20 protein-coding genes are annotated in these 25,722 nt (G+C 32.5%); 7 read left to right on the forward strand and 13 right to left on the reverse strand.

The window, feature by feature from the left end; all coding sequences use genetic code 11:
- Window positions 1-31: 31 nt before the first annotated feature.
- Window positions 32-496, forward strand: a complete 465-nt coding sequence (locus Q4Q40_RS00880; RefSeq protein ID WP_303299783.1) for a DinB family protein — start codon at window positions 32-34, stop codon at window positions 494-496.
- Here the strand turns inward: Q4Q40_RS00880 and Q4Q40_RS00885 are convergent.
- Window positions 476-1,147 carry a DUF3298 and DUF4163 domain-containing protein gene (locus tag Q4Q40_RS00885; protein ID WP_303299784.1) on the reverse strand — a complete coding sequence of 224 codons (672 nt, stop codon included), beginning with the start codon at window positions 1,145-1,147 and terminating at the stop codon, window positions 476-478. The two genes, Q4Q40_RS00880 and Q4Q40_RS00885, sit on opposite strands and share 21 nt — an antisense overlap.
- A gap of 136 nt (window positions 1,148-1,283) precedes the next feature.
- Between Q4Q40_RS00885 and Q4Q40_RS00890 the strand changes: the two genes are divergently transcribed.
- Window positions 1,284-2,423, forward strand: coding sequence for a cystathionine gamma-synthase (locus Q4Q40_RS00890; RefSeq protein ID WP_303299785.1), 1,140 nt, complete (start codon window positions 1,284-1,286; stop codon window positions 2,421-2,423).
- Window positions 2,424-2,563: 140 nt separating this feature from the next.
- Here the strand turns inward: Q4Q40_RS00890 and Q4Q40_RS00895 are convergent, their stop codons facing one another.
- Window positions 2,564-3,331, reverse strand: a complete 768-nt coding sequence (locus tag Q4Q40_RS00895; RefSeq protein ID WP_425555890.1) for a THC0290_0291 family protein — start codon at window positions 3,329-3,331, stop codon at window positions 2,564-2,566.
- A 409-nt stretch (window positions 3,332-3,740) separates the two neighbouring features.
- On the opposite strand from Q4Q40_RS00895, the gene gdhA reads away from it, so the two are divergent.
- Window positions 3,741-5,084, forward strand: coding sequence for an NADP-specific glutamate dehydrogenase (gdhA, locus tag Q4Q40_RS00900; RefSeq protein WP_303299787.1), 1,344 nt, complete (start codon window positions 3,741-3,743; stop codon window positions 5,082-5,084).
- A gap of 179 nt (window positions 5,085-5,263) precedes the next feature.
- Here the strand turns inward: gdhA and Q4Q40_RS00905 are convergent, their stop codons facing one another.
- Both Q4Q40_RS00905 and Q4Q40_RS24185 read right to left on the reverse strand, forming a co-directional pair.
- Entirely contained in the window at window positions 5,264-6,685 is a 1,422-nt protein-coding gene (locus Q4Q40_RS00905) for an FAD-dependent oxidoreductase (protein WP_303299788.1), read from the reverse strand.
- 239 nt (window positions 6,686-6,924) lie between these two features.
- Entirely contained in the window at window positions 6,925-7,635 is a 711-nt protein-coding gene (locus tag Q4Q40_RS24185; RefSeq protein WP_425555840.1) for a hypothetical protein, read from the reverse strand.
- A gap of 739 nt (window positions 7,636-8,374) precedes the next feature.
- Between Q4Q40_RS24185 and porZ the strand changes: the two genes are divergently transcribed.
- From porZ to Q4Q40_RS00925, 3 genes are read left to right on the forward strand one after another with little or no spacing between them, the layout of a single operon-like run.
- Window positions 8,375-10,711 carry a type IX secretion system anionic LPS delivery protein PorZ gene (porZ, locus tag Q4Q40_RS00915; RefSeq protein WP_303299790.1) on the forward strand — a complete coding sequence of 779 codons (2,337 nt, stop codon included), beginning with the start codon at window positions 8,375-8,377 and terminating at the stop codon, window positions 10,709-10,711.
- Window positions 10,711-11,430 carry a DNA repair protein RecO gene (gene recO / locus Q4Q40_RS00920; protein WP_303299791.1) on the forward strand — a complete coding sequence of 240 codons (720 nt, stop codon included), beginning with the start codon at window positions 10,711-10,713 and terminating at the stop codon, window positions 11,428-11,430. The genes porZ and recO overlap by 1 nt, the downstream gene beginning before the upstream one ends.
- A gap of 4 nt (window positions 11,431-11,434) precedes the next feature.
- Window positions 11,435-13,846 (forward strand): TonB-dependent receptor, encoded by a 2,412-nt coding sequence (locus Q4Q40_RS00925; protein ID WP_303299792.1) that lies wholly within the window; start codon window positions 11,435-11,437, stop codon window positions 13,844-13,846.
- Between the two features lie 2 nt (window positions 13,847-13,848).
- Here the strand turns inward: Q4Q40_RS00925 and Q4Q40_RS00930 are convergent, their stop codons facing one another.
- On the reverse strand, window positions 13,849-16,125 hold the full coding sequence (locus tag Q4Q40_RS00930; protein ID WP_303299793.1) for a DUF8693 domain-containing protein: 2,277 nt from the start codon (window positions 16,123-16,125) through the stop codon (window positions 13,849-13,851).
- 84 nt (window positions 16,126-16,209) lie between these two features.
- Between Q4Q40_RS00930 and Q4Q40_RS00935 the strand changes: the two genes are divergently transcribed.
- The gene (locus tag Q4Q40_RS00935) at window positions 16,210-16,686 is read left to right on the forward strand and encodes a regulatory protein RecX (RefSeq protein ID WP_303299794.1); all 477 of its coding nucleotides are present in this window, start codon (window positions 16,210-16,212) and stop codon (window positions 16,684-16,686) included.
- Window positions 16,687-17,375: 689 nt separating this feature from the next.
- On the opposite strand, the gene bioB is transcribed toward Q4Q40_RS00935, so the two are convergent.
- From bioB to Q4Q40_RS00975, 8 genes are all read right to left on the reverse strand, one after another.
- Window positions 17,376-18,470 carry a biotin synthase BioB gene (gene bioB / locus Q4Q40_RS00940; RefSeq protein ID WP_303299795.1) on the reverse strand — a complete coding sequence of 365 codons (1,095 nt, stop codon included), beginning with the start codon at window positions 18,468-18,470 and terminating at the stop codon, window positions 17,376-17,378.
- 309 nt (window positions 18,471-18,779) lie between these two features.
- Window positions 18,780-20,207, reverse strand: coding sequence for a flotillin family protein (locus Q4Q40_RS00945; protein WP_303299796.1), 1,428 nt, complete (start codon window positions 20,205-20,207; stop codon window positions 18,780-18,782).
- Window positions 20,176-20,808, reverse strand: coding sequence for a hypothetical protein (locus Q4Q40_RS00950; protein ID WP_303299797.1), 633 nt, complete (start codon window positions 20,806-20,808; stop codon window positions 20,176-20,178). Before Q4Q40_RS00950 ends, Q4Q40_RS00945 begins: the two co-directional genes overlap by 32 nt.
- A 41-nt stretch (window positions 20,809-20,849) precedes the next feature.
- Window positions 20,850-22,079, reverse strand: coding sequence for a beta-ketoacyl synthase N-terminal-like domain-containing protein (locus Q4Q40_RS00955; protein WP_303299798.1), 1,230 nt, complete (start codon window positions 22,077-22,079; stop codon window positions 20,850-20,852).
- 22 nt (window positions 22,080-22,101) lie between these two features.
- Window positions 22,102-23,367 carry an adenosylmethionine--8-amino-7-oxononanoate transaminase gene (bioA, locus tag Q4Q40_RS00960; protein WP_303299799.1) on the reverse strand — a complete coding sequence of 422 codons (1,266 nt, stop codon included), beginning with the start codon at window positions 23,365-23,367 and terminating at the stop codon, window positions 22,102-22,104.
- An 85-nt stretch (window positions 23,368-23,452) separates the two neighbouring features.
- The gene (gene bioD / locus Q4Q40_RS00965) at window positions 23,453-24,061 is read right to left on the reverse strand and encodes a dethiobiotin synthase (protein ID WP_303299800.1); all 609 of its coding nucleotides are present in this window, start codon (window positions 24,059-24,061) and stop codon (window positions 23,453-23,455) included.
- Window positions 24,058-24,471 carry a putative signal transducing protein gene (locus Q4Q40_RS00970; RefSeq protein WP_303299801.1) on the reverse strand — a complete coding sequence of 138 codons (414 nt, stop codon included), beginning with the start codon at window positions 24,469-24,471 and terminating at the stop codon, window positions 24,058-24,060. Before Q4Q40_RS00970 ends, bioD begins: the two co-directional genes overlap by 4 nt.
- The gene (locus tag Q4Q40_RS00975; RefSeq protein WP_303299802.1) at window positions 24,468-25,613 is read right to left on the reverse strand and encodes an aminotransferase class I/II-fold pyridoxal phosphate-dependent enzyme; all 1,146 of its coding nucleotides are present in this window, start codon (window positions 25,611-25,613) and stop codon (window positions 24,468-24,470) included. The genes Q4Q40_RS00970 and Q4Q40_RS00975 overlap by 4 nt, the downstream gene beginning before the upstream one ends.
- Window positions 25,614-25,722 lie beyond the last annotated feature (109 nt).

Below are 25,722 nucleotides of genomic sequence, written 5' to 3' on the forward strand. Positions count from 1 at the left end.
TAAAACTATATTTATCCAAAAAATAAACGGCATGACATTTATATTCGAAGTATTATCCAATACAAGAAATTCTCTTAAAAATATTATAGAGAAAACAAGTTTAGAAGATTTAAATAAAATACCAGAAACATTTAACAATAATATTATTTGGAATATCGGTCATATTATAGTGAGTGAGCAACTTTTAGTTTATAAACTCTCAGGGTTACCAACTATGCTATCTAATGAAATGATTGATAAATATATAAAAAACAGTAAGCCAGAAGGTTCAGTAACAGAAGAAGAGGTTAATGAAATAAAGGAGTTATTGTTTGCCACTATAGAAAAAACAGAAGCAGATTATAAAAATAAAATCTTTAAAAGTTATAATGAATATACTGTTTCTACAACTGGTAATACTTTAACCAATGTAGATGATGCATTGCAATTTGCGTTTTTTCACGAAGGATTACATATTGGATATATTTTAGCGCTTTTAAAAGCTATTAAAATATAAAAGCGAGCTAACGGCTTCAAAAGGGATTGTAAACTCAATAATGTCTGTGGCATATGGTGCTATTTCATAAGTGTTGTAAAGTAAAATAACACCCACTTCATTGTAAGCTATATTAGCTGGTAATTTGAAGGTGGCAATATCTAATACAGCGTCTTTGTTTTTTACAGCTTCATCAAAATGAATTTTAGCTACTTTTTTAAAGCCTTTAAGGTCTTTAAATAACTTATTATTAGGGATTAGATTCCCTGTTTCAGTTTCAAAATTTAAGAAAGAAATATTTAATGTTCCGTGTGCACCACCTGTATTAACATAGGATGTAATGGCAATACTTATAATGTCTGGTGATTGATATATAACCTCTCCATCAATTTGTGCTTCCCATTGTTCTAAAGTTTTAGGAAAGTCAGTTTTAAATGTTTGAAATTCATTATTAAATAAAGTAATACTTTCTTCAATAGATTTTGAAGTGATACCATCTGAATCTCCAATGTGTAATGACGCTATTATATTTTTTGTTATTATTGAGTTTATTTGCTTAGTAACGTTTTCGTTACCACTAGCATTCTGAATGTTTACTTCAACAAGCTTGTTGTTGCTAGTTGAAACATTGATTTCTGAAAATGACAGTTGTACTTCATCTTTACAAGCCATAAAAATGAAAAGGGAACATATAATTAAAAGGTGTTTATGGTGTAACATATACTAGAGATAACAATCAGCATTAAAGATAATTATAGCATTTGAATACACCGAATTAAAACTTACCTTTGTGTTAAATTTTTTAAAAATGAAATTTAACACAAAGGTAATCCACGGAGGTCAAGAACATGATGCAGCTTATGGTGCGGTAATGCCTCCAATTTATCAAACGTCTACGTATGCTCAAACAACTCCAGGAGGGCATAAGGGCTATGAATATTCCAGAACACATAATCCAACTCGGAATGCTTTAGAAAATGCTCTTGCGAGTATCGAAAATGGAGAATATGGACTGGCTTTTGGTTCGGGATTGGCTGCTATTGATGCTATTATTAAGCTTTTGAAGCCTGGTGATGAGGTTATCTCTACAAACGATCTATACGGAGGTTCTTTTCGACTGTTTACAAAGATTTTTCAAGATTTTGGAATAAAGTTTCATTTCATAGGTATGCAAAATGCTTCGAATATTGAAACCTATATAAATACAAACACTAAGCTAATCTGGGTTGAAACACCAACCAATCCAATGATGAATATTATTGACGTTAAAGCTGTTTCTGCCATTTCAAAAAAGCATAAAATTTTGCTAGCAGTAGATAATACATTTGCTACACCATATTTACAACAACCTTTAGATTTAGGTGCAGATATTGTAATGCATTCTGCCACTAAATATTTGGGAGGTCATAGCGATGTTGTTATGGGTGCTTTAATAGTTAAGGATAAAGAACTGGCAGATAAACTATACTTTGTACAAAATGCTAGTGGTGCTGTTTGCGGGCCTCAGGACAGCTTTTTAGTGTTAAGAGGAATAAAAACATTGCATATTAGAATGCAACGCCATTGCGAAAATGGTAAAGCAGTTGCTGAGTTTTTAGCAAATCACCCAAAAATTGAAAATGTATATTGGCCTGGTTTTGAAAATCACCCTAATCATGATATTGCTAAATCTCAAATGAAAGATTTTGGTGGTATGATCTCTTTTACTACCAAAGGAAATAACATGAAAGAATCGATTAGAATTGTTGAAAATTTGAAAATTTTCACTTTAGCAGAATCTTTAGGAGGTGTAGAATCGCTTTCGGGGCATCCAGCAAGTATGACACATGCAAGTATACCAAAAGAAGAAAGAGAAAAAACTGGTGTTGTAGATTCTTTGATTAGATTAAGTGTGGGAATAGAGGATGTTGATGATTTAATTGCTGACCTGGAGCAAGCTTTAAAATAAACTACTTTATTTGTCGTCCACGCTTATTGCGTGGCAGAAAAACTCAATTTAGAGAAATTTGCAAAGCGCTTTTAAAATTGTAAGCTGAACAAATCTTTGTTTTAGTGTGTGAGATGTATTGCTTTGAGGTTTAACTTTTATTAATCTAAATAGAAAATATAACCAACATTAAGCCATAATAGCCAATCGCTGCTTTTGTTAAAATCCAATTGATGATTAAGACCGTCAACCCAATCATTAAAATAGTATTGAAATCTTAAATCAAGCATTAAATCTGAAATTTTAGTAAGCTTGTACCTTACACCTACACTAGAAACTAAAGACCATGTGCTACCTGGAGAGGCGTCTACCGACCCAGGATCCCATTCAGAATAAAAATTACTAGGCTCAAGAACATTTCCAGTTAAAAGGGGATCAGGGTTTTCGTAAGTGGTGCTAACTTCTGGAGTAAAAGCTGTATAATGAATTCCTAAACTTCCAAAAGGAGCGAATCTATAGCCAAAAGATTGAAAAGAACGAATGCTAAAAGGATAGAATTCAAGTTGTGTACCTATGTCTAAATTTTGAGAAACACCTTTATGACCTCTTAATTGATCTGCATTTACACTTGTTTTACTAGGATCAACAAACTCTCCAAAATGTTCAAGCTTGGTTTTATTCCAAGATATTTCATTTCTTAATTTAAAATGATCATTAAAAAAAGTATCAGTAGTATAGCAGTTACAATCTGATCTATAAGAGAAGTTTATATAATGAACAACTCCTATTCCAAATCCAGAATTCCCAAGATTAGTTTTTGTATCCTTTCGACTTCCAAAATCTGATCTAAATTGTATAGGGCCAGTAATAACGCCAATTTCATGAGAAAAACCTAGTTGAGCACTGACTGTTTGAAAGATAAGAAACATGCAAAAAGCAGAAACCAAATGTTTTATGTTAAGCATAGCAATGTTTTTGTTTTTTTTGAGGCATTATCGACAACAAATATAGAAAAACTCGTTAAACAAACAAATATTATCGTTAAACAAACAAAAATTAATAGATTCTTCCAGCTAAATTGAAATAAAACAAATTAATAGAGAACTAATATAGAAAAACCTGTTAAACAAACAAATATTATCGTCAAACAAACAAAAATTAATGGATTTTTCCAACTAAATTGAAATAAAACAAACTTAATAGATAATTAAATATTCCTAGAAACATGTTGGAATTATTTATTGCGAATTTCAAAAAAAAACAATGTAATTTTTAAAGATAACGTATATTTGCATCCTGAAACACCTATTTAATAAATAATAATACAATTTTGTGTGTATGAAAAGTAATATTGAATCATTTTTAGACTTAGTAAAAGAAAGAAATGGTCATGAACCAGAATTTTTACAAGCTGTAGAAGAAGTTGCAGAAACTGTTATCCCATATATTATTAAGAATGATATATATTATGGTAAAAATATTCTTTTAAGAATGGTTGAGCCAGAACGTGTTATAACATTTAGGGTTTGTTGGGTTGATGATAAAGGAGAAATACGAGTTAATAGAGGGTATAGAATTCAAATGAATTCTGCTATAGGGCCTTATAAAGGAGGATTACGTTTTCACCCGACTGTTAACATGAGTATTTTAAAGTTCTTAGCATTTGAACAAGTGTTTAAAAATAGTCTTACAACTTTACCAATGGGTGGAGGAAAAGGAGGAAGCGATTTTGACCCTAAAGGAAAGAGTGACAACGAAATTATGCGTTTTTGCCATGCCTTTATGAGTGAGCTATTTAGGCATATTGGACCTAATACAGATGTGCCAGCAGGAGATATTGGTGTTGGAGCAAGAGAAATAGGTTTTTTGTTCGGGATGTATAAGAAATTAAGAAACGAGTTTACTGGTGTTTTAACAGGTAAAGGTATGTCTTGGGGTGGTTCGTTAATTAGGCCAGAAGCAACGGGTTATGGTACTGTTTATTTCGCACAAAAAATGCTAGAGACTAAAGGAGACAGCTTTAAAGGAAAAGATGTTGTAATCTCTGGATCTGGAAATGTTGCGCAATATGCAGCAGAGAAAGTTATACAATTAGGAGGTAAAGTTTTAACACTTTCTGATTCTTCAGGTTATATCTATGATGCACAAGGCATAGATATTGGAAAATTAACTTTTGTAATGCAATTAAAAAATGAAAGACGAGGTAGGATAAGTGAGTATTTAGAAACATATCCTAATGCAAAATTCGTTAAAGGAAAAACACCTTGGGAAGTTAAATGTGATATAGCATTACCATGCGCAACCCAAAATGAACTTAAAGAAAACGATGCGAATACGCTTTTAAATAATGGCTGTATCTGTGTAAGTGAAGGTGCCAATATGCCTTCAACTAAAGAAGCAATAACTGCATTTCACAAAGCTAAAATATTATTTGCTCCAGGAAAAGCATCCAATGCAGGTGGTGTAGCTACATCTGGATTAGAAATGACTCAAAACTCATTAAGGTTTAATTGGACTAGAGATGAGGTCGATTTAAAACTGAAAGATATTATGTCTAATATCCATGATGCTTGTATAGAATATGGAAAAAATGAAGATGGATACATAGATTATGTTAAGGGAGCTAATATTGCTGGATTTGTAAAAGTAGCAGATGCTATGTTGGCACAAGGTGTTGTGTAATAAATCTATTTATAATATTATATTTTAAGAGGCTGTCTAAAAAGTGATGAGCTTTGTTATCCAGAATAAAGAAGATGCTTCATGCATTCTGAAAGACACTTTTTAGACAGCCTCTTTTTTGTGTAAATCAACCAAACATTGCTGTTTTTTGCAAACGATTATAGTCTAAGAAACAGTATTTAATAAGCTAAAACATCTTTTATTTTACCGTCTTCTTGATATTCCGTATCTGTATTGATTTGCCATAAGTCTACCTGACTATTATTCGTAATCTTATTGGCAGCTAATAGTCCCATCAAAATAGAATGGTCTTGATTATTATATTTAAAAGCACCATAACGACCTATTGGAAAAAGGTTTTTTATATTTTTTAAAAAATCTATAGTTGTATTTAGATTTTCCTGATACCCAGTTTCATATACGGGGTAGCATTTAGGGACTTTAATAATTTTAGAATTAATAATTTTAATTTCTTTAGAAATCAGATTGATATGAGAAAGTTCTTTTTTAGCTAAATCAATCGTTAAATTGTCGGTTTGAGTCCAAAGATCATCTTTTTCAAAACACCAATATTCTAATGCTAAAATTGTAGTATCCTTTTTTTTAGTAAGACTTGGGCACCAATTTCTAAAATTTGTAATTCTTCCAAGCTTTACTTCAGGAGAATGAATATATAGCCAATTATCATCGAACAGGTTTTTTTTATCAATTTCAAAATAAACTAAAACGGTATTTCTAAAATAAAGAGAATCAATTGCTTTACTAACCTTTAAAGGTGTATTCTTAATCCCTTTCACTAAATAGGTTAAAGGCATAGTAGATACAATGTGATCGGCTTTAATAATTGAACCATTATTTAATTCTACACCATGAGCATGATTATTGATATCATCAATTAAAATTCGTTGTACTGGAGTTTTAAGAAAAATTTCTCCATTTTGTTTTTTGATAGCTTCAGCAGCCTTTTCATATAATGTTCCCGTGCCGTTTTTGGGATATGCAAATTGATCAACTAATGTTTTGTGCTTATTACTTCTATTATTAAATAATGCAGAGATTACAGCTTGAATTAAGGACAACGTTTTAATTCTTTGGGCTGCCCAATCTGCATCAATTTGGGTGCATTTTATTCCCCAAAGTTTTTCGCTGTAGTTTTTAAAAAAAATAGTATAAAGTTTTTCCCCAAATCGGTTACTTATCCATTCTTCCAGATTTTTCGGATTTTTTATTGGATTAATTATTTGAATTAAGTAGTCCCAAAGAATTTGAAAAATGGTGATCAACGATAAGTTTTTCATAACATTACCAAACTTTAGTGGGTATTGAAAATACTTACCGTCATAAAAAATGCGAGTTTGCCTATTTACTAAAGTGAAATCATCTTTTACTAGCTCTTTAAAAAAAGAATTAACCTCTTTTTGTTTTGAAAAGAAACGATGGGGACCTAAATCTACTCTTTGTCCCCATAAGTCAAAACTTCTAGACATACCGCCTATTTGGTCGCTTGCTTCAAAAACAAGTACTTCTATTCCTCTTTTGCTTAACTCGTATGCACAACTAAGTCCTGCAGGTCCAGCTCCAATAACTATGACTTTTTTCATTTAATCTAAAAATTCTCCGACCCTTGGGTCGAGGTTTCCAATTTACCTCTCTCCAAAGGAGAGGTCAGAACTGCCTTTTTTTGCAGTGCTGGGTGTGGCAAAATCAAACTAACTACCCTTGCCTCGACCAGCTTGTATCCAACAAAGGCAGGGAGAGTTAGTTTCAAGATTTTTTTATTAGCTTTATCTTTATTGAGATAATAAAAATTATCAATATACAACATATATTCATTGTCAATTTAAGTAGGATAGTATTGTGGTCTTTTAAATTTAATCAAAGGCTTTTTCGTTGTATAGCCTATGGTAGAAAACAATAAGTATATAGGTAATAATGGAACTAGAAATCTTGAAGTTCCTATTATTCCTGTTAGAGCTGCGAAATAAATTATAATAAACAGCATAAACCAGCATAAACTAGATGTTGTTTTATAGTGCTTGATCCAAAACAATACAAATCCTATTATTTTAAACATATTAAATAATAATATTAAGGGAAGAAGAATAATGATAATTAGAGGCTGTTCTTTAAAATACTGGTAAGCACCTTTAATACCATCCCTATTTAGATGTTTTAAAAATCCGACTTTATGAGGGTTTTCAAATTCAAAGAAATTGTAAATATCAAATCTTCCAGGATCAAGAAACATTTTAATACTTCCTTTTAAATGAGCTATTGAATAGCTTAAAAAATCTTTTTTTATGTATTTTAATGATAAATTCCTGATCTCATTTTGCTGATCAACATAAGTGTGTTTTTTTTGGGCTTGATTTGAAATTGTAGAGTCTATTTTATGAGCATGATTTTCACCATATTTGCTCATATTAAAATAGTACAAATTGTACCCTTTTATGTTTATATTTTGAATACTAGAAAAATCAGAACTTCCCGTTCTTTGGTAGTTCCAATTCATATAAAGAGCACATGCGATTATGGGTAATAAAGAGAACATGTATGCGCGATTTATATACTTTGTAAACCAAATGCATAAAACAATATTAGGTATTACGAATAAATAAAAAACAGGTTTTGTTAAGAATAATAAGATGACTATAACTTGGAAATATAAAAGATGAGATAGTTTCTTTTTTGTAATAATCTGATGAAAAAAATAAAACAAAATAACTATTAAAAACTGAAATAGTATTTCACTCATTATATAGTTGGAATAAATAAATTGGCTTATTGAAGTCGTTAAGAAAACTATTAGAATTTTTTGATTTATCTTATTGTAATAACTTTCAAATAGTTTTATGCACAAAAAAATACTTATAACGGATAGGATGTTTTGTGCGATTAGAATTGTAATCTTTGAGTTTAATAAGAAGGAAAAAAATAGAATAAAAATACTATAAAAAGGAGGTCTTTTAGTATAATGTTCTAGATCTATGGTTGATGCATTAATATCTGCAGAATAAAATTCAAAATAGTTTTTTATGTTTTCTGCTAAACTGTAATACTCATAAGAATCTACTAAGAAAAAATTGCCTAATGACAGTTTAATGATAAAAAATAAACAGTGTATCGATGAAATAATTATTAATAATTTAATCTTAGAGCTATGTAATGTCAAACTATGTTTTAAATTAGATTAAAATTTTTTTCAATATAATGTAAAATTAGAGCATTAATATATATTATTTTGAGAATTTATCGTTAGATATAAATATATTTGAATTATAAAAATGCTTATGATTAAACGAGTCATCTTATCTATAGTATTATTAATTCCATTATCTCAATTTGCTCAAGATTTTTCTGGACTTTGGGAGGGACATTTTTCATATAACAATATAAAGGAGGTCGTAAAAGGAAATAATAAGATTTATGCTGCTTCAGGGAGTGCTGTTTTCATTTTAGATACGCAGACAAACGAAATGGAAGAACTTACCACCGTTAATGGGTTGTCTGGAGAAACAATTTCAACTATTAAATATAGTGAAGACTATGAACTTTTGATTATTGGTTACGAAAATGGGTTGCTTGAAGTTGCTTTCGATAATGATGAAGATATTTTAACTATAGTAGACATTGTTGATAAAACAACAATAGCTCCGACAGAGAGAAAAATAAATCATTTTAATGTTTTAGAGAATATTGTTTACATTTCAACAAACTACGGGATCTCGGTTTTTGATCTAGAAAGATTAGAGTTTGGAGATACCTACTTTATTGGTAATGGAGGAAGCCAAATTCAAGTGAACCAAACCGCCATTTTTGATGATTATATTTATGCTGCTTGTCAGGATGGAGGCGGGATTAGGAAGGCTCTAGCATCTAGTTCAAGCCTTATAGACTATCAAAATTGGCAAGTAGTTACTTCAGGGGATTTTTTGGCAGTCGAAGCTTTGGACAATAAATTATATGTTTTAGGAACAAATAGAAGAATCTATGAAGCTGTAAACGATGTTTTAAATGAATTGTTTTTATATAGCGATGCTCCAATTAAAATTATTGCTGTAAACGAAAATTTAGTTGTTACAACAAAAAATAATGTGTTTGTATACAATAATAACTTTAATTTAATTTCTAAGGCTGAAGTAAGCTCACTATTTGATACAGAATTTACTTCGGCAAGCATAGATTCAGAATATACTTATGTCGGAACAAAGGATTTCGGTATATTAAAAACCTCACTAATAAATCCATTAGATTACCAAGAACTACACCCTCAAGGACCACTTCTAAATACTCCTTTTTCCATTCAAGCAAGTCCAGATAATCTTTGGGTTACCTATGGAGACCACGATTTGTTTTATAATCCGTATCCATTGAATAATTTAGGCTTTAGTCATTTAAACTCCGAAGGCTGGATAAATACTACTTATAATGAAGCTTTAGAAGCTAAATGTTTAAATACTATAACAATAAACCCGTTTAATACGAGTCAAGTATTTATAAGCTCATTCTTTAGTGGTTTGTTAGAATTAAATGAAGATACTCCCCTAATTTTGCATAACGAAACAAATAGTGGTTTAGAGTCTTTAATTGTACCAGGAAGACCCAATTATGTTGATATACGTGTTGGTCCTTCAGCTTTTGATAATAATGGTTTATTATGGACAGTAACAAGCCTGGTGGATAAACCGCTTAAATCGTTTAATCCTTCAAATAATGAATGGGAGTCTTTTGATTTTACTAGTGTTATACCAGATATAAATTTAGGCTTTGGCGATATAGCAATTGAAGACAATGGTGTAATATGGATAGCAAGTTATAAGTATGGGCTTATTGGATTTAATAAAAACTCAGGAAGTCCATTATTAAAAAGCATTAAAGAAGAAGAACAAAACATACCATCAGTTTATGTAACGACATTAGCATTAGACAATCGAAATCAATTGTGGATAGGTACTTTTAGAGGATTACGTGTGTTGTATAATACGTCAACCTTTTTCGATAATGATGTTAGTGTAGAAGACATTATTATTGAAGAAGATGGCATAGCAAAAGAATTATTATTTCAGCAGCATATAACAGATATTAAGGTAGATGGTTCAAATAATAAGTGGATTGGGACTTCAGATTCAGGATTGTTTTATTTCTCCTCAGACGGACAGGAAACAATATTTCATTTCACTAAAGATAATTCACCATTACCTTCAAATAGTATTACAGATGTTTCGTTAGATAGTGCTAATGGTATTGTTTATATTGCGACAAGCAAAGGTTTGGTGTCCTTTCGTTCAGGAGGCTCTAGTTCACTTGAAAATTTAGAAAGCGCTCATGTGTATCCAAACCCAGTAAGACCAAAATTTAATGTCGTAGATGAGAAAGTTAAGATTAAAGACATCTCAGAAAATGTAAATATTAAAATAACAGATATTGAAGGGAATTTGGTAGCCGAAGCTCAATCTAATACCAATCAAAGATATGGCGGATATAACCTCGAAATAGATGGAGGAACCGCTTATTGGAATGGAAAAAATATGAGAAATAATGTTGTTGCTTCAGGGGTTTATTTAATCATGCTTTCCGATTTAGATTCGTTTGAAACTAAAGTTTTAAAATTAATGGTTGTTAGATAATGCTAATTACAACAAACGCCATCGTTTTATCTAAATTAAAATATAGAGATAACGACTTAATAGTTAGGTGTTATACGCAACAATTAGGTGTGGTTAGCTTCTTGTTAAGAGGCGTTTTGAAAAGTAAAAAAGGAAACTCTAAAGTAGCTTATTTTCAGTTGCTTTCGCAGTTGCAATTAGTTGTTGTATATAAGAATAATAGATCATTGCAAGCTATAAAGGAAACGAAGTTGAACACGATCTATACAAGTCTACATTCAAATATTTTAAAGAGTTCTATCGTTATGTTTCTATCTGAAGTATTATCGAATACATTAAAAGAAGAAGAAAAAAATGAAACACTTTATAGTTATATAGAAACGACGCTATTGTGGCTTGATACACATTCTGAATATTCAAACTTTCATTTGTTATTTTTACTTAATTTAAGTCGGTATTTAGGATTTTATCCAGACACAGAAAATATAGATTACCCTTTTTTTAATTTAAGAGAAGGTAAATTTGAAATAAAATCGCAGGGTAGATATACGATCTCCAGAGAAAATTTAACACTTTTAAAAAAGCTATTAGGCACAACATTTGATGAGCTTTCTGTTGTGGAAATTAATGCCACGCAAAGACAATCATTTTTAAGTATGATATTGCTATATTTTGAATTACATTTGGGTAGTTTTAAAACGCCAAAATCGTTGCAGATATTTAATCAAGTTTTTAATTAATCGCATGAAATTTTTTTATACTATTTTCTTCCTTTTACTTGTTTCTTTATCTTCTCAAGGTCAAAACATTAAGGTTTTTAGTGAACATACAAAAGAACCCATTTTTGGGGTCGCTATTTATAATGTAGACAAATCTGAAAGTGTTGTTACCAATTTTAGAGGTGAAGCAGATATAAGTAACTTTACGGATACAGAAATAATTTATTTTAAACATTTATCACACGTTTTAAAAAAAATAACGAAACTTCAGTTAGGAAATTCAAATAGATTGTATTTAAATTCCAACACGCAAGGGTTAGAAGAAATTGTTATTTCAGCTTCAAAGTTCGAACAAAATAAAAAAGACATTCCGCAAAGAATAGTTAGTATAAATGGTGCTAGTATTCATTTTTCAAATCCGCAAACAAGCGCCGATCTGTTAGAGAATACAGGAAAAGTATTCATTCAAAAAAGTCAACTTGGTGGAGGAAGCCCTATGATTAGAGGATTTTCTACTAACAGATTGTTAATTACTGTTGATGGTGTAAGAATGAATAATGCTATTTTTAGAGGTGGAAATTTGCAAAATGTTATTGCTATAGATCCGTTTTCTGTTCAAAACACAGAAGTTACTTTGGGTTCTGGTTCTGTAATCTATGGGAGTGATGCTATTGGTGGGGTTATGAGTTTTTATACCCAGGAACCTAAATTGTCTTACTCAGACTCATTATTATTTACATCGAATATTATAACAAGGTATTCATCGGCTAGTAATGAAAAAACAGGCCATTTCGATTTTAATTTGGGATATAAAAAGTGGGCGTTTGTAACGAATGGTAGTTATACCAATTTTGGAGATTTAAAAATGGGTAAAAACGGACCAAGTGACTATTTAAGGACAGAATTTGTTTCGATAACTAATGCAGGAGATGTTATCACAGAAAATGAAGATCCTTTGGTTCAAAGATTTTCTGGATACGATCAATTAAATATGATGCAAAAGGTACGTTATGAACCTCATGAAAATCTAATTTTTGATTTAGGACTTTACTATACTAAAACATCAGATATCCCTAGATACGACCGTTTAATAAGATATAGAGATGATACGTTGCTTTCTGCGGAATGGAATTATGGTCCCCAAGAATGGTTTATGTCTAACCTGCAGGTTACTAAACTAAGTAGTAATTCTAATTTGTACGATAAAATTAAAACAACTTTAGCATATCAAAATTTTAAAGAAAGTAGGATAACTAGAGATTTTCAATCTACTGCAAGAAGTATTAGGGAGGAAGCAGTAGATGCCTATTCCTTTAATTTAGATTTGGAAAAGAGGTTGACTTCCAGAACACAGTTTTTTTACGGACTAGAATATATTTATAACAAAGTGATGTCGCATGGAAGAGAAGAAGATATATCTAGCAATATAAGCACACCATCAGTTTCGAGATATCCAAACGGATCTAGTTGGCAATCGGCAGCGATATATTCTAGTATTAAATACAAACCAAACTCTAAGTTTGTTTTTCAATCTGGTTTGCGTTATAATCTTGTTGTTTCTAAGGCCGATTTTAAAGAAAATAATGTCTTTTTAAATTTACCTTTTGAGACGTCTGAAAACAATGCAGGAGCACTTACAGGAACAGCAGGGATAAGATGGTCGCCAAATAATACCATACAATGGAAGTTTAATGCGTCTACGGCTTTTAGAGCTCCTAATATTGATGATATTGGTAAGGTATTCGATTCCGAACCAGGCTCGGTTGTCGTTCCTAACGATAATCTTAGACATGAGTATGCCTATGGAGGTGAATTAGGAGTAAAACTAGATTTTGATAAAAAGGTGGTGTTAGATATGAGTACGTATTATACGTATTTAGACAATGCTTTAGTGCGTAGAGATTATAATTTAAATGGTGAGACAGAGATTATTTATGATGGTGAGTTAAGTAATGTGCAAGCTATTCAAAATGCATCAAAAGCCTGGATCTATGGTTTTGAAGTTGGTTTAAAAGCAGCAATTACGAATCAAATTTATTTGACTTCTCAATATAGTGTCCTTGGAGGAACAGAAGAAGAAGATGACATAGAAGTGCCTATTCGTCATGTGGCACCTAATTTTGGAAACACGCATTTGGTTTGGACATCTAAAGATTTAAAATTGGATATGTTCGCAAATTATAATAATGAACTTTCTTTTAACCAATTAGCGCCTTCTGAAGCAGAGAAAGACTATATCTATGCACTTGATGCTAATGGAGATCCGTATAGTCCTTCTTGGTATACACTTAATTTTAGAACACAATATCAAATAAGTAATTCAACCTCATTGACTGCCAGTTTAGAAAATATTACAGATCAACGCTATAAAACATATTCTTCTGGAATTGCAGCAGCAGGAAGGAACTTTATTTTGTCTTTAAAATATAGTTTGTAAAATTACTTTTTAATCGCTTTTTTAGTAATAATGGCACCGTTAGATAATGCTACTTTAGCAATGTAAATAGCACTATTAAAATTAGAAAGACTATAAGTTTCAGAATTACTAGTGCCTTTTAAACTATAAATCTGTCTTCCTAATAAATCAAAGATGTCTACCGTTTTTATGGTTAGATTATTTGATGCGTTAAACTGGACACGATTCTTACCAAGATCAACAATTTCAAGTGATTTAGAATCTAAAGTATTCGTTTCAGTAGATAAGGCGTTGGCGTTAAATACAATTTCAAAACGACTATTAAACTCACCAACTTCTGATGTAAAACTGTAATCTGATGCAGATAAATCATGTAATTTATTTAATAAATTATCCTTTAAATAAATAGGGTTATTAGTTAGAAAATCACCTTGAAAATCTGCAATAGATAATTTGTATAAAGTAGCGATATCAATACTTGTTTTAAAACCGAGTTTAATAGTTTCATCACTATCTAGACTATTTATTGCTTTTCCTTGTACAACAAAAGGTTTAGTTGAATTTTCAATTTTTGAATATAAAATAGCAGCTTCATTTGATAAAAGCTTAGGAGCATCATATTTTAAGCCATCATTTTCATTGGTTGCACCAGGAACATAACCAATTAGGATTTGGTTAAATACACCATTATCAGAGGTTAAATTAATCCATAATTTATTGGCAATTGATGAAGCGTTCTTTTTTGAATTGGAGTTCTTAAAAAACTGAGTATTACTTGTAGCATCTGCCATACGCATGGCATTTGTAAAAGTAGCATTTCCAGAGGATAGACTTGCTATAAAGAAGCCTTGTCCAGAAGGGATGTATTGAGTTGGGGTAAAGGTACTAGCTCCTGCAGTTCCACCGGTACCTACAACATATGTAGCATAATCATTGCTACTGAAATTTATATTTTGATTTCCAGGGTTTGCAGCATCTGGAGGTGAAGCTTGAGACCAAAAATAAGCAGTGCCATCAATAACGGTAGAATTTGCTGCTTGAAAAGCAATAAAATCTACAGCAGAAGGATAAGGGTTTCCAATTAAGTTCCAACTACCTGTAATGTTGGATCCATTATACGAAATACTTGTTATGATATCTCCAGTATTAAAAGGGCCTGTAAAACTTGCATTATCAGAACCAGGATACAAACCTAATCGACCAGAAGCAGCAGTGTAACCAACACCAGGACTCATAACATCACCTCCTAAGGCATAAGTCCAACCACCACCATTATCATCAACACCATCACCATTAAAGTCTTCATAATTTGAAGCATCAAACCAAAAGCGTCTATCACCATCTACATTTGGAAAAGCGTCAGCGATGGTTTCTCCAGAAACAGGAGAACTCCAATAAGTATAGTAATACCAATTTTGTTTAGTGGCAGTTGTTTTATTTACAAAAGCAGTACCAGAAGGATTTACTGTAAATGTCCCACCACTATCATTTTGTACAAAACTACCTTGGGTTTGTACTGATAGAGTCCCGTCTACTATTACATCGTTTTCAATTTCAATAAAGCCAGTATTTGCAACGTCTAAAATAAAACCAGTATTAACAGTTAAGCTACAAGCACTAAAGCTTGTTATATTATTTACACTATAGTTGCCATTTATTATAGCTGGCATTGTAATGTCTGGTGCACCGTTATCCCAAGCAGAACCATTCCAAGTTGTTGTTGTTCCTGCACACGTAGGAAGAACAACAGTTCCGTTAAAAGTAAAACTATTGATGCTAAAAGTATTGTTAGCGTCACCTGCTCCCCAAGCATAGAACCTAAATGTAATGGCAGAGGTAATATTTTGGTAGGCCGTGTCAGATAAATCTATAGTGGCTCCATTAAATAATGGTGTTCCAATATCAGAAGTGTATCCGTCAATACTAGATCTAAAGGCAAAATTAGATATGCTTGTATTACTTCTTTGAGAAGTATAAACAAAATTAGAAAAGTCAATTTCATATCCAGAGTTAGGAGTAATTGTAAATTCAAAATATGCCGTAAGATCAATTGAGCCTGAATTCCAACTACGGGCATTATATCTATTACTAGCATTATTGCCAGAAATTCCAGCACCTCGACTTATTCCCGAAACGGTAATATTCGCATCAATTGTTTGTCCTGTTGTATACGGGTTGTTAGTGTTGGGATTTGTTCCTGTAATTGGGTTTGTGAAAATGCTTTGCCCATACCCAAAAGTAACCACACAAAAACATGCAATTAAAAAAGTAAGGGATTTTAATGGAGTAATTTTTTTCATGGTGTTAAGTGCTAAAATCTAAGATTTGGTTTTTATAAATTTTTATTCTTATTGTTAATGTATCTATTGTTATTTTTGAAAACTATGCAGTCATCAAAAAAAACATATACGGTACAAGATGCTACTAGAAAACTAGAGCATTATTGTGCGTATCAAGAACGTTGTCATCAAGAAGTTCGAAAAAAGCTAGAAGGAATGCACATGATACCTGAGGCTATCGATGTGATCATGGTTCACCTTTTGGAACATAACTTTCTTAATGAAGCACGTTTTGCCAAAACATTTGTAAGCGGTAAGTTTAGAATCAAGAATTGGGGGCGACGTCGTTTAACTTATGAACTTAAGAAAAAAGACGTGGTCAAAGTTAATATAAATCAGGCACTTAGAGAAATAGGAAATGAGGAGTATATCGAGGTTTTCAATGATTTAGCCGAAAAAAAAATGAATTCAATTAAAGAAACAGACAAGTTTAAGAAAAGAAAAAAATTAATCGCCTATTTATTATATAAAGGATGGGAATCACATTTAGTGTATGAAAAGGCTAATGAGATTATACCATAATATAGCTGTTTTGTGTGTTCTTGCAATAGTTTGTTCCTTATTTTCAATCAATCTATTTTGACTAAGCTGTATCTTGGGTTTATCCTGAGGTCGAAGGGGTGATGTCGTTAAGGGTTTTTAGCACCCCAATTCCCAATTGTTTGTTCGAGCCTTTCGGTTACGTTCAAGACAGGCTAAAGTCGAGAACTCTTTATTTTTTAGAATGGTGAGTTCTCGACTGCGCTACCATTGATGGTTTTTATAAATAATTAATTTTTAGTTGTTTGTCATCCAGAGCACAGCGAAGAATCTTTATCATTAATCTCTAAAGATTCTTCAGTCGTAAGCTTCGATTATATCTTCAAACAAAATATATTTTGTTTTCGATAGCCTTCTGAGTGACACCTCAATTACGTCATTTCATCCGCTAGTTAAAATTTTTAATACAGATCTCGAACAGACATAAATTTCCTTAATGACATAGCCCGTAAGGGGTAAGATGGTCTCAAATGAACATGTAGTTAAAGCTATGTGCTTTTAGAGTATTTAGCTTTCAGCTTCTAAAAATTTTTGACACAAATTCACAAGAATTCAGTGTTACCAGGATTATTATTTTATGTTGGGTATATCACGAAGCCGACTTTCAGTCTGCCAAAGCGTACGCACGGATTTCCAGTCCAAATAGGAGTGGTTTATTTAAAAAAGTAAAATTATTTTAAAGTTTTAGCTTTTGTTTTAGCAGCTTCATTACGCTCAATAGTATGTTCTGGTCGTGTCCATTTTGGTTTTTCACCTAATGCTTCATATTGAGAGTTATTTGCTTCCACAGTTTGAGGTTGTTCCTTTTTAGTAAACGGTTTTTGTGGGTTCATACCTAGTAATTCAAACATTTTCATGTCTTCATTTACATCAGGATTAGGAGTCGTTAATAACTTGTCTCCAGCAAAAATAGAATTAGCGCCAGCAAAGAAGCACATAGCTTGTCCTTCTTGAGACATTTGGGTTCTACCTGCACTTAAGCGTACTTGTGTTTCTGGCATAACAATACGTGTGGTAGCAACCATACGAATCATGTCCCAGATTTCAACTGGTTTCTCGTCTTCTAAAGGAGTGCCTTCAACCGCGACTAAGGCATTTATTGGCGTAGATTCTGGTTGCGGATTTAGTGTTGACAGTGCTACTAGCATACCAGCACGATCTTCTACGTTTTCTCCCATACCAATTATACCACCACTACAAACTGTAATACTGGTTTTGCGTACATTATCAATGGTATCTAATCTATCTTGATATCCGCGTGTTGATATAACTTCTTTATAATATTCTTCAGATGAATCTAAATTATGATTGTAGGCATATAAACCAGCTTCTGCTAAACGTTGCGCTTGATTTTTAGTAATCATTCCAAGCGTACAGCATACTTCCATGTCTAGTTTGTTAATGGTACGTACCATTTCTAAAACTTCATCAAACTCTTCACCATCTTTTACATTACGCCATGCGGCACCCATACATACACGGGAGCTTCCTGTAGATTTAGCACGTAAAGCTTGTGCTTTTACCTGCTGTACAGACATTAAGTCATTCCCTTCAATATCTGTATGGTAACGAGCTGCTTGCGGGCAATAGCCGCAATCTTCTGAGCACCCCCCTGTTTTTATAGACAACAAAGTTGATACTTGTACAACATTTGGGTCATGATGCAAACGGTGAATGGTTGCTGCTTCGTAAAGCAATTCCATTAAAGGTTTGTTGTAGATCTCTATAATTTCTTCTTTGGTCCAGTTGTGTCTTATCTCACTCATAAATCAAGTTGATTTTCAATATCAAAAATACTAATTAAATAGGATATACTTTCAATATTTTCTAATTAATATGTCTAATTCTGAGGGCTATTTTTTTATAAAATTAATAATTCTGTATTACTCAAAAAGAACGGATCATAATTTGAAACAATAGCGTTCTGAATTTTTTTGAAATGACTATACGTAACGTGGGGCATTGAAAAATAAGCATATAAAGAATTTGGAGGAAGAATTAAAAACTAAGGCAAAATAAAAAACCTGCTAATAGTTTCTATTAACAGGTTTTAATAATGGTGTTATTAAAGATTATTATTCAGCATCTTTTGTACCTTCAATAGTTTTATCTGTAACGTTACTATTTTCTACATTTTTTCCTTTTAAATATTCGGGTAGTTCCATACCAGCCATATTAAACATATCTTGTAAAGGTGGCACAGATTTATACATACCAGATAGGAAATTTGCGGTAGACGATTTCCCATCTTTACCACTTCCTCCATTTTCCCAAACAGTTATTTTATCAATTTTAATATTTTTAATGGCTTCGGCTTGTGTTTTAACTAATTCTGGTAATTTATCTGCGATTAATAATAATACCGCATCTTTAGAATTATTACCAGCAGCTTTTACAATTTGGTCTAAACCAGCAGCCTGTTTGGTTAATACTTCATATAAACCTTGAGCTTCGGCTTGTGCTTTAAATAAAATCCCATCAGCTTCTCCTTTAGCACGTCTTCTTATCTGTTCAGCTTCAGCCTCTGCATCAATTTCTACTTTCTTTTTATCAATTTCTGCGGGTACAATAACGTCTGCCATTTGAGAAGAGCGCTCTCGTTCTGCTCTAGCAGTTTCCGCTTCTTTTTCAGCAGCATAAGATTCTTCAAGTGCTTTTGCAGATTGTACTTTTTCGGAAGCTATAGCGACACGTTCTGCTTCGGCTTCACGCTGACGACGTAATGAATCTGAATTTGCAACCGCAATTTTTGCCGTATTCTCACCTTCAACAGCCTGGGCATTTGCAGCAGCAACTTGAGTTCTTTCATCTTGTACAGCATTGGCTTCACCAATAGATCCATCTCTCGTTTTTTCTGCTACCGATTTACGAGCTGCATTAATGGCATGAGCCGCAGCTTCTTTACCTAAAGCTTCAATATATCCGGATTCATCAACAATGTCTGTAATATTTACATTGATTAATTTAAGACCTACCTTTTTAAGTTCAGATTCAACACTTTGAGAGATGTTAGTTAAAAATTTATCTCTATCTGAGTTTATTTCTTCAATGTCCATAGATGCAACAACTAAACGAAGTTGTCCAAAAATGATTTCTTGAGCTAATTCTTGAATTTCATTTTGTCCTAAACCCAAAAGTCTTTCAGCAGCATTCTGCATAATCCCAGGTTCGGTAGAAACTCCAATGGTAAATCTAGAAGGAACATTAACACGAATATTCTGTTTAGAAAGGGCATTTATTAAGTTTACTTCAATCGAAATAGGTGTTAGTTCCAGAAACTCGTAATCTTGGATAACTGGTAGGATAAAAGCTGCACCACCATGAATACATTTGGCAGATTGTCCGCCGCCGACTTTTCCGTAAACGACTAGAATCCTATCCGAAGGACAGCGTTTATAACGTTTAATTAATACTATTAAAAAAAGGAATATAAATAATACTCCAAAAATAAGGGTCATAGGAAATCCTAGGTTAAGCCCTTCCTGAATGATCAGTAATTTCATAAGTGTGTTGTTTTAAAGGTTCTATTGGTTTTCTTGTTTGGTCGACGATTAAGATTCCATTTGTGGTAACGTCGACGACTTTTATTATGGTTCCAGATTTTAATTCTACTAACGAATCTGTGAGGGCATCAAGTTCGCGCATAGTGCCTTGAACTCTAACGCTTACTTTTCCCATTCTAGATCGATCGGCACCAATGGTAAGGTATACTTCACCAATGGCATCAATCGCATTTTTATAGTTTAAAGTACCACTATCTGCTAATTTCCCCATGAAATAGAACATGGAGGCCATAATAGTCATCATTACTAATCCACAGAATATAGAAATGATAATCGTTACAGGTATAGGTAATCCAGCATCTATACATGCAATGCCGCTCCATCCAAAAATGGTAAAAAATCCAACTAAGTTTTTAAAGGTGATAAATTGAAACCCAATGCCTGTATCGCCACTAGTTTCAGAATCTATATCTTCTATTCCATCAGCATCACTACCTGTAAAAGATAATATCATTACGATCGTGAAAATTAGTGACCCAATGATGGCAATTAACCAATATATTTTTGGAAATAATTCTAAGTTTGAAAACCATTCTAGCATAGTTAGAGAATTAAAAATTAATGATTAAATGTAAGATTATTTTAAGTCATCTTACACTTTTTTTTTGAAAGTAAAATAGAAACAGCATTTCCCCCAAAACCGACGGCATTTACAAGAATATTTCTTATTTTTTTAGGAGTATTTTTGTTTTCTATATAAGGCACACCAATAAATTCTTGATGCTGTAACATTAAAACAGCAAATTCAATACTTAAAGCTCCGGATGCTCCAAAGGTGTGTCCTATCTTCCACTTATTAGTAGTTAAAGCAGGTGTTTTGTTACAGAATATTTTTTCAATGGCTTTATATTCGCTTAAATCACCTTTTATGGTTCCTGGTGCGTGCATAACAATAACGTCAACATCATTAGGGTTTAGGTTTCCTAATGCCATTTGCATCGATTTTTGAAAGCATTGTGCATCGCTTGAAATAGAAATGTTATGCTTTAAAATTTCGGTAGCATAACCAGCGCCTTTTATAATAGCCAAAGCATGATCTTTTTCGCCTGCTTCTAAACAAGTTACAGATGCGCCTTCACCTAAAACCATCGTGTTTTGCTTTTTGTTAAGATCTAAAGCAAGACAAGGAAAAGATGCTTTGATACTTCGACTGCGCTCAGTACTGGCTTTCTCAGAATGACTGTCATCATTTAATTTGGCTTTCGAATATATTTTGAGGGCTTGCATTTGCGCTATGGTAAATGGTGTTAGAGGCGCTTCGCTACCTCCAACTAAAAATTTATCGCACATACCAGAATTAATCCATGCAATGCCATTAAGCATAGCATGTAATGCGGTTGAACAAGTTATAGAATGGCTAATTTCTGGGCCTTGAGTTTGTAAATCGTGAGCTACCCAAGATGAAATGTTACCTAATGTTGTTGTTGGTGAGCTTAATGTTTTTGCTTTATTTTTCTCAAGAAAATCTTTATGGTAGGTTTCAAAAAGTTGTGTGGCGCCTCGAGACGACCCAATATTAATTCCGAAATTATCTGAACCGTTCCAATTAGCTTGTTTTATAGCTTGCCTGGACGCATATATTGTAAATAAAACGGTAGGGTCTAAAGATTTGTATTTAGGATCTGATTCACGTAATAATTTAATGGCTTCCTTAGCATTTTTAGGAATCTCAGCAACTAAAGTGTTTCCACTGCCAAATGATTTTTCTGTAATACAATGCCGATTGTTTTGGTAGCTTTTCCAGACATCATCTAAAGATTTTCCTAGTGGAGAAATAGATGAAATAGCGGTTATTGAGATTAATTTTTGCAAAAACTTTATTTTGATTACAAATTTAAACTATTGACAATGCTTCTTCGATAGTTTTATAAACTTTTTCTAATTGCTTTTTAGTTATTACATAAGGTGCCTGAATGTAAATGGTATTTCCTAAAGGACGAAGAAAAACGCCACTGCCTAAAAAGAATTTAAAAAGGGTGTCTCGTAAATTACCATAGCGTTTCATTTCGATGTTTAGATCCAGAGCAAAAATCACCCCGGTTTGTCGTGTGGATTTTACTTTCGGATGATTTTTTATATGTTCGTTAAATGCTTTATGAGAAGCAATAATTGTTTTTATATTTTGTTGCATGGTTTCAGACTGTAATAACTCTATGCTGGCTAAAGCTGCTGTACAAGCTAATGGGTTTGCCGAATATGTATGTCCATGGAACAATCCTTTACTAATATTGTCGCTATAGAATGCCTCGTAAATTTCTTCAGAACATGTTGTAAGTGCCATAGGTAACAGGCCGCCAGTTAAAGCTTTACTTAAACATATAATATCTGGTTTTGTATCTATATGATCTGATGCAAAATATGTTCCTGTTTTTCCAAAGCCAGTCATAACTTCGTCGGCAACAGTTACAATATGATGATCTTTACAAAACTTTAAAATAGCATTTAGTCCGTCTGAATTATACATTTTCATGGCTGCTGCACCTTGCACTAAAGGTTCGTATATAAACCCAGCTACTTTATTGGTTTTTATGATGGTATTTAAAGTGTTTAAAATAACGTCATTGTTTTTTCCATTTGGAGTTGGAATCCGTTTTACTTCTAAAAAGAAATCTTCAAACGGACCATTGTAAACGGACAGTCCAGAGACACTCATGGCCCCAAAGGTATCTCCATGAAATCCATCTTCAAAAGCAATAAGTGTGTTCCGTTTTTCATCTTTATTAAAATGAAATTGCAACGCCATTTTTATACCAATTTCAACAGATGTAGAACCATTATCGCTAAAGAAAATTTTATTCTGATTATCGGGTAGAATTTTAATCAATGCTTCCGATAGTTTTATGGCTGGTTCGTGAGTAAAACCACTAAAAACAATTTGATCTAATTGCTGCATTTGGGTTGCGACACGACTGGTTATATATTCGTTACAATGCCCATACATACAGGTGTACCAAGAAGCAATAGCATCAATATATTCGTTGCCATCTTCATCATATAAAATACATCCTTTTGCTTTCGTTATTGCAATGGCTTCTGGATGCAATTTATGTTGTGTTAATGGGTGCCAGAGGTGTTTTTTGTCGCGGTCTTTTAAGGTCATGGTCTTTTGTCATTCCTGCGAAGGCAGGAATCTATTTTTGTGATTTTAGATAGCTTGTGGATTCCTGCCTTCGCAGGAATGACAGTTACAATCTATCTTTAAATAATTCAGCATATTCTTTTACAACATTTTTATCAAAATAAGGTTCTTCATTAATACGTCCGATAACGGAAACTTTTGTCATTTTTTTAATAATATCCTCAGTCGTTTTATGTTCATTTCCACTAAAAATAAGAGCCACATCAAATCCTTTTTCTTTTAATGTATTTACCGTTAGCAGGGTGTGATTAATGCTTCCTAAATAATGTCTGGAAACGACAATTACTTTATAATTGAGTTTAATAAGGTCTAAAACAGTTTGAGTATCATTTAAAGGCACTAATAAACCACCAGCGCCTTCAATAATTAAATGGTTTTTCGTTTTGGGTTCGCTAATTTGTTTAATGTCAATTGAAACACCATCAATATCTGCTGCGGCATGAGGGCTCATAGGTGTTTCTAAGGCATAACTATTTGGATGAATTTTTGACTTGGTATTGCTAATAAGATTTTTAACGGTGTGTGTATCGCTATGCGCTAGTTCGCCTGCTTGAATCGGCTTCCAATAGTCTGCTTGCAGGGCTTCAGTTACTATAGCTGAGGCAATGGTTTTACCAACATCTGTGGATGTTCCTGTAATGAAAAATGTCTTCATTTTAAATCGAATTCTGTTTTACAATCTTCACATTTATACTTGTGTTTTGTATAAAAAGGAAGAGAAGAAAATATAAAACCAAAAATAAACCAGAATAATGATTTAGCATCTTTTATTGTAGAAAATAATGCTACTTTTTCACTTTTACAATTAGGACAATTGATGGTGTTACCTACATCATCAATGGAATATTTTTCAATAGAGCTAAGGATATGTTGCGCCTTTAATGCCTGGCGGGATAATACTTTTAGTTTTACACCACCAATGGCATTACTTACCAGAGGATCTGTATCTATAGTTAGATGATCTGATAAGAAGACTTGAATGCCTTCAGCTTCTAGTCGGCCTTTAATAATCTGTGCTTCAGATGAATATTGGAATCTAGCTATCGTTTTAAATGTATCGCTCATATGTGTACAAAGGTAGCGAGTAGTTTTAATACGTCTGATATGTCGCCTTCGGAATTGAAAGCATGTAAGCAGAAGCGTAATCGTTCTTGTTCTTTTGGGACTGTTGGGGATAATATGGGCTTTATATTAAAACCTAGCTCTTGAAACTTTTGGGCAATTCGTTTCACAGTGTCATTCCCTGAAATGATACAGGAATGTATCGCAGAATGACTTTCTATAAAATAGTTTTGGAGTCCGTTTTTAATAATCTCATTTTTAAAATGAGCCATATTTTTATGAAGTTGTTCTCTATTCTTGGTTATAATTAATTCATGATAAGCCGAGTGAATATTAGATAAAGTATGGGGAGGTAAAGCGGTTGTGTAAATAAAACTTCGAGAAAAATTTACTAAATATTGTTTAAGAGATTCACTTCCTATAATAACAGCACCATGTGTTCCGATTGCCTTTCCAAAAGTAATGATTCGGGCAAAAATGTTCTTTTCTAATTTTAAATGTTGCACTAAGCCAGCTCCGCGTTCTCCAAAAACACCAACCGCATGCGCCTCGTCTATAATTAAAAAGGTATGGTGTTTTTTACATAATTGTACGATGCCTTTTAAATCTGGCGAATCCCCATCCATTGAGAAAACAGATTCTGTAACAATGTAAATGTTTGTTTCTGGTGAGTGTTCTAGGCCTCGCTCGAGGTGACTTCCCAAATCCTCTAAATTATTATGCTTAAACTTATAAGCTTTTGCGTTAGAAAGTTTTATGCCATCCCGAATGGATGCGTGAATATACTCATCATATAAAATAATATCCCCTCGTTGTGGAATGGATGAAAAGAATCCCACATTAGCATCGTAGCCAGAATTAAAAATTAACGCAGATTCACTGTTATGAAAATTGGATAATAATGTTTCAATTATATTGAAAAGGGAGTGGTTTCCCGAAAGTAAGCGAGAGCCTGTTGCGCCGTTATGGGTTATGTTATGTCCAATTAAAAACTCGTGAGTACTATTAAAAATAGTTTTAGATTTTGAAAAGCCTAAATAATCGTTGGACGAAAAATCAACTAAATTACATTGTGTTCCTAATTGCCGTAAGGCATTGTTAGCTTTACGTTCTTCTAGTTTTTTATGTAATTTTTTAGGAAACATGAGGCAAAGATACAAAGACCTGTTAGGTTTTTGAAATATCTTTTTTTGATAAAATATTATTGTTTATCAATAATTTTAATATATTTGTTATCGTTAAACAATAATAAAT

The sequence above is a fragment of the Flavivirga jejuensis genome, assembly GCF_030540765.1.
In the GTDB taxonomy this organism is placed as follows: domain Bacteria; phylum Bacteroidota; class Bacteroidia; order Flavobacteriales; family Flavobacteriaceae; genus Flavivirga; species Flavivirga jejuensis.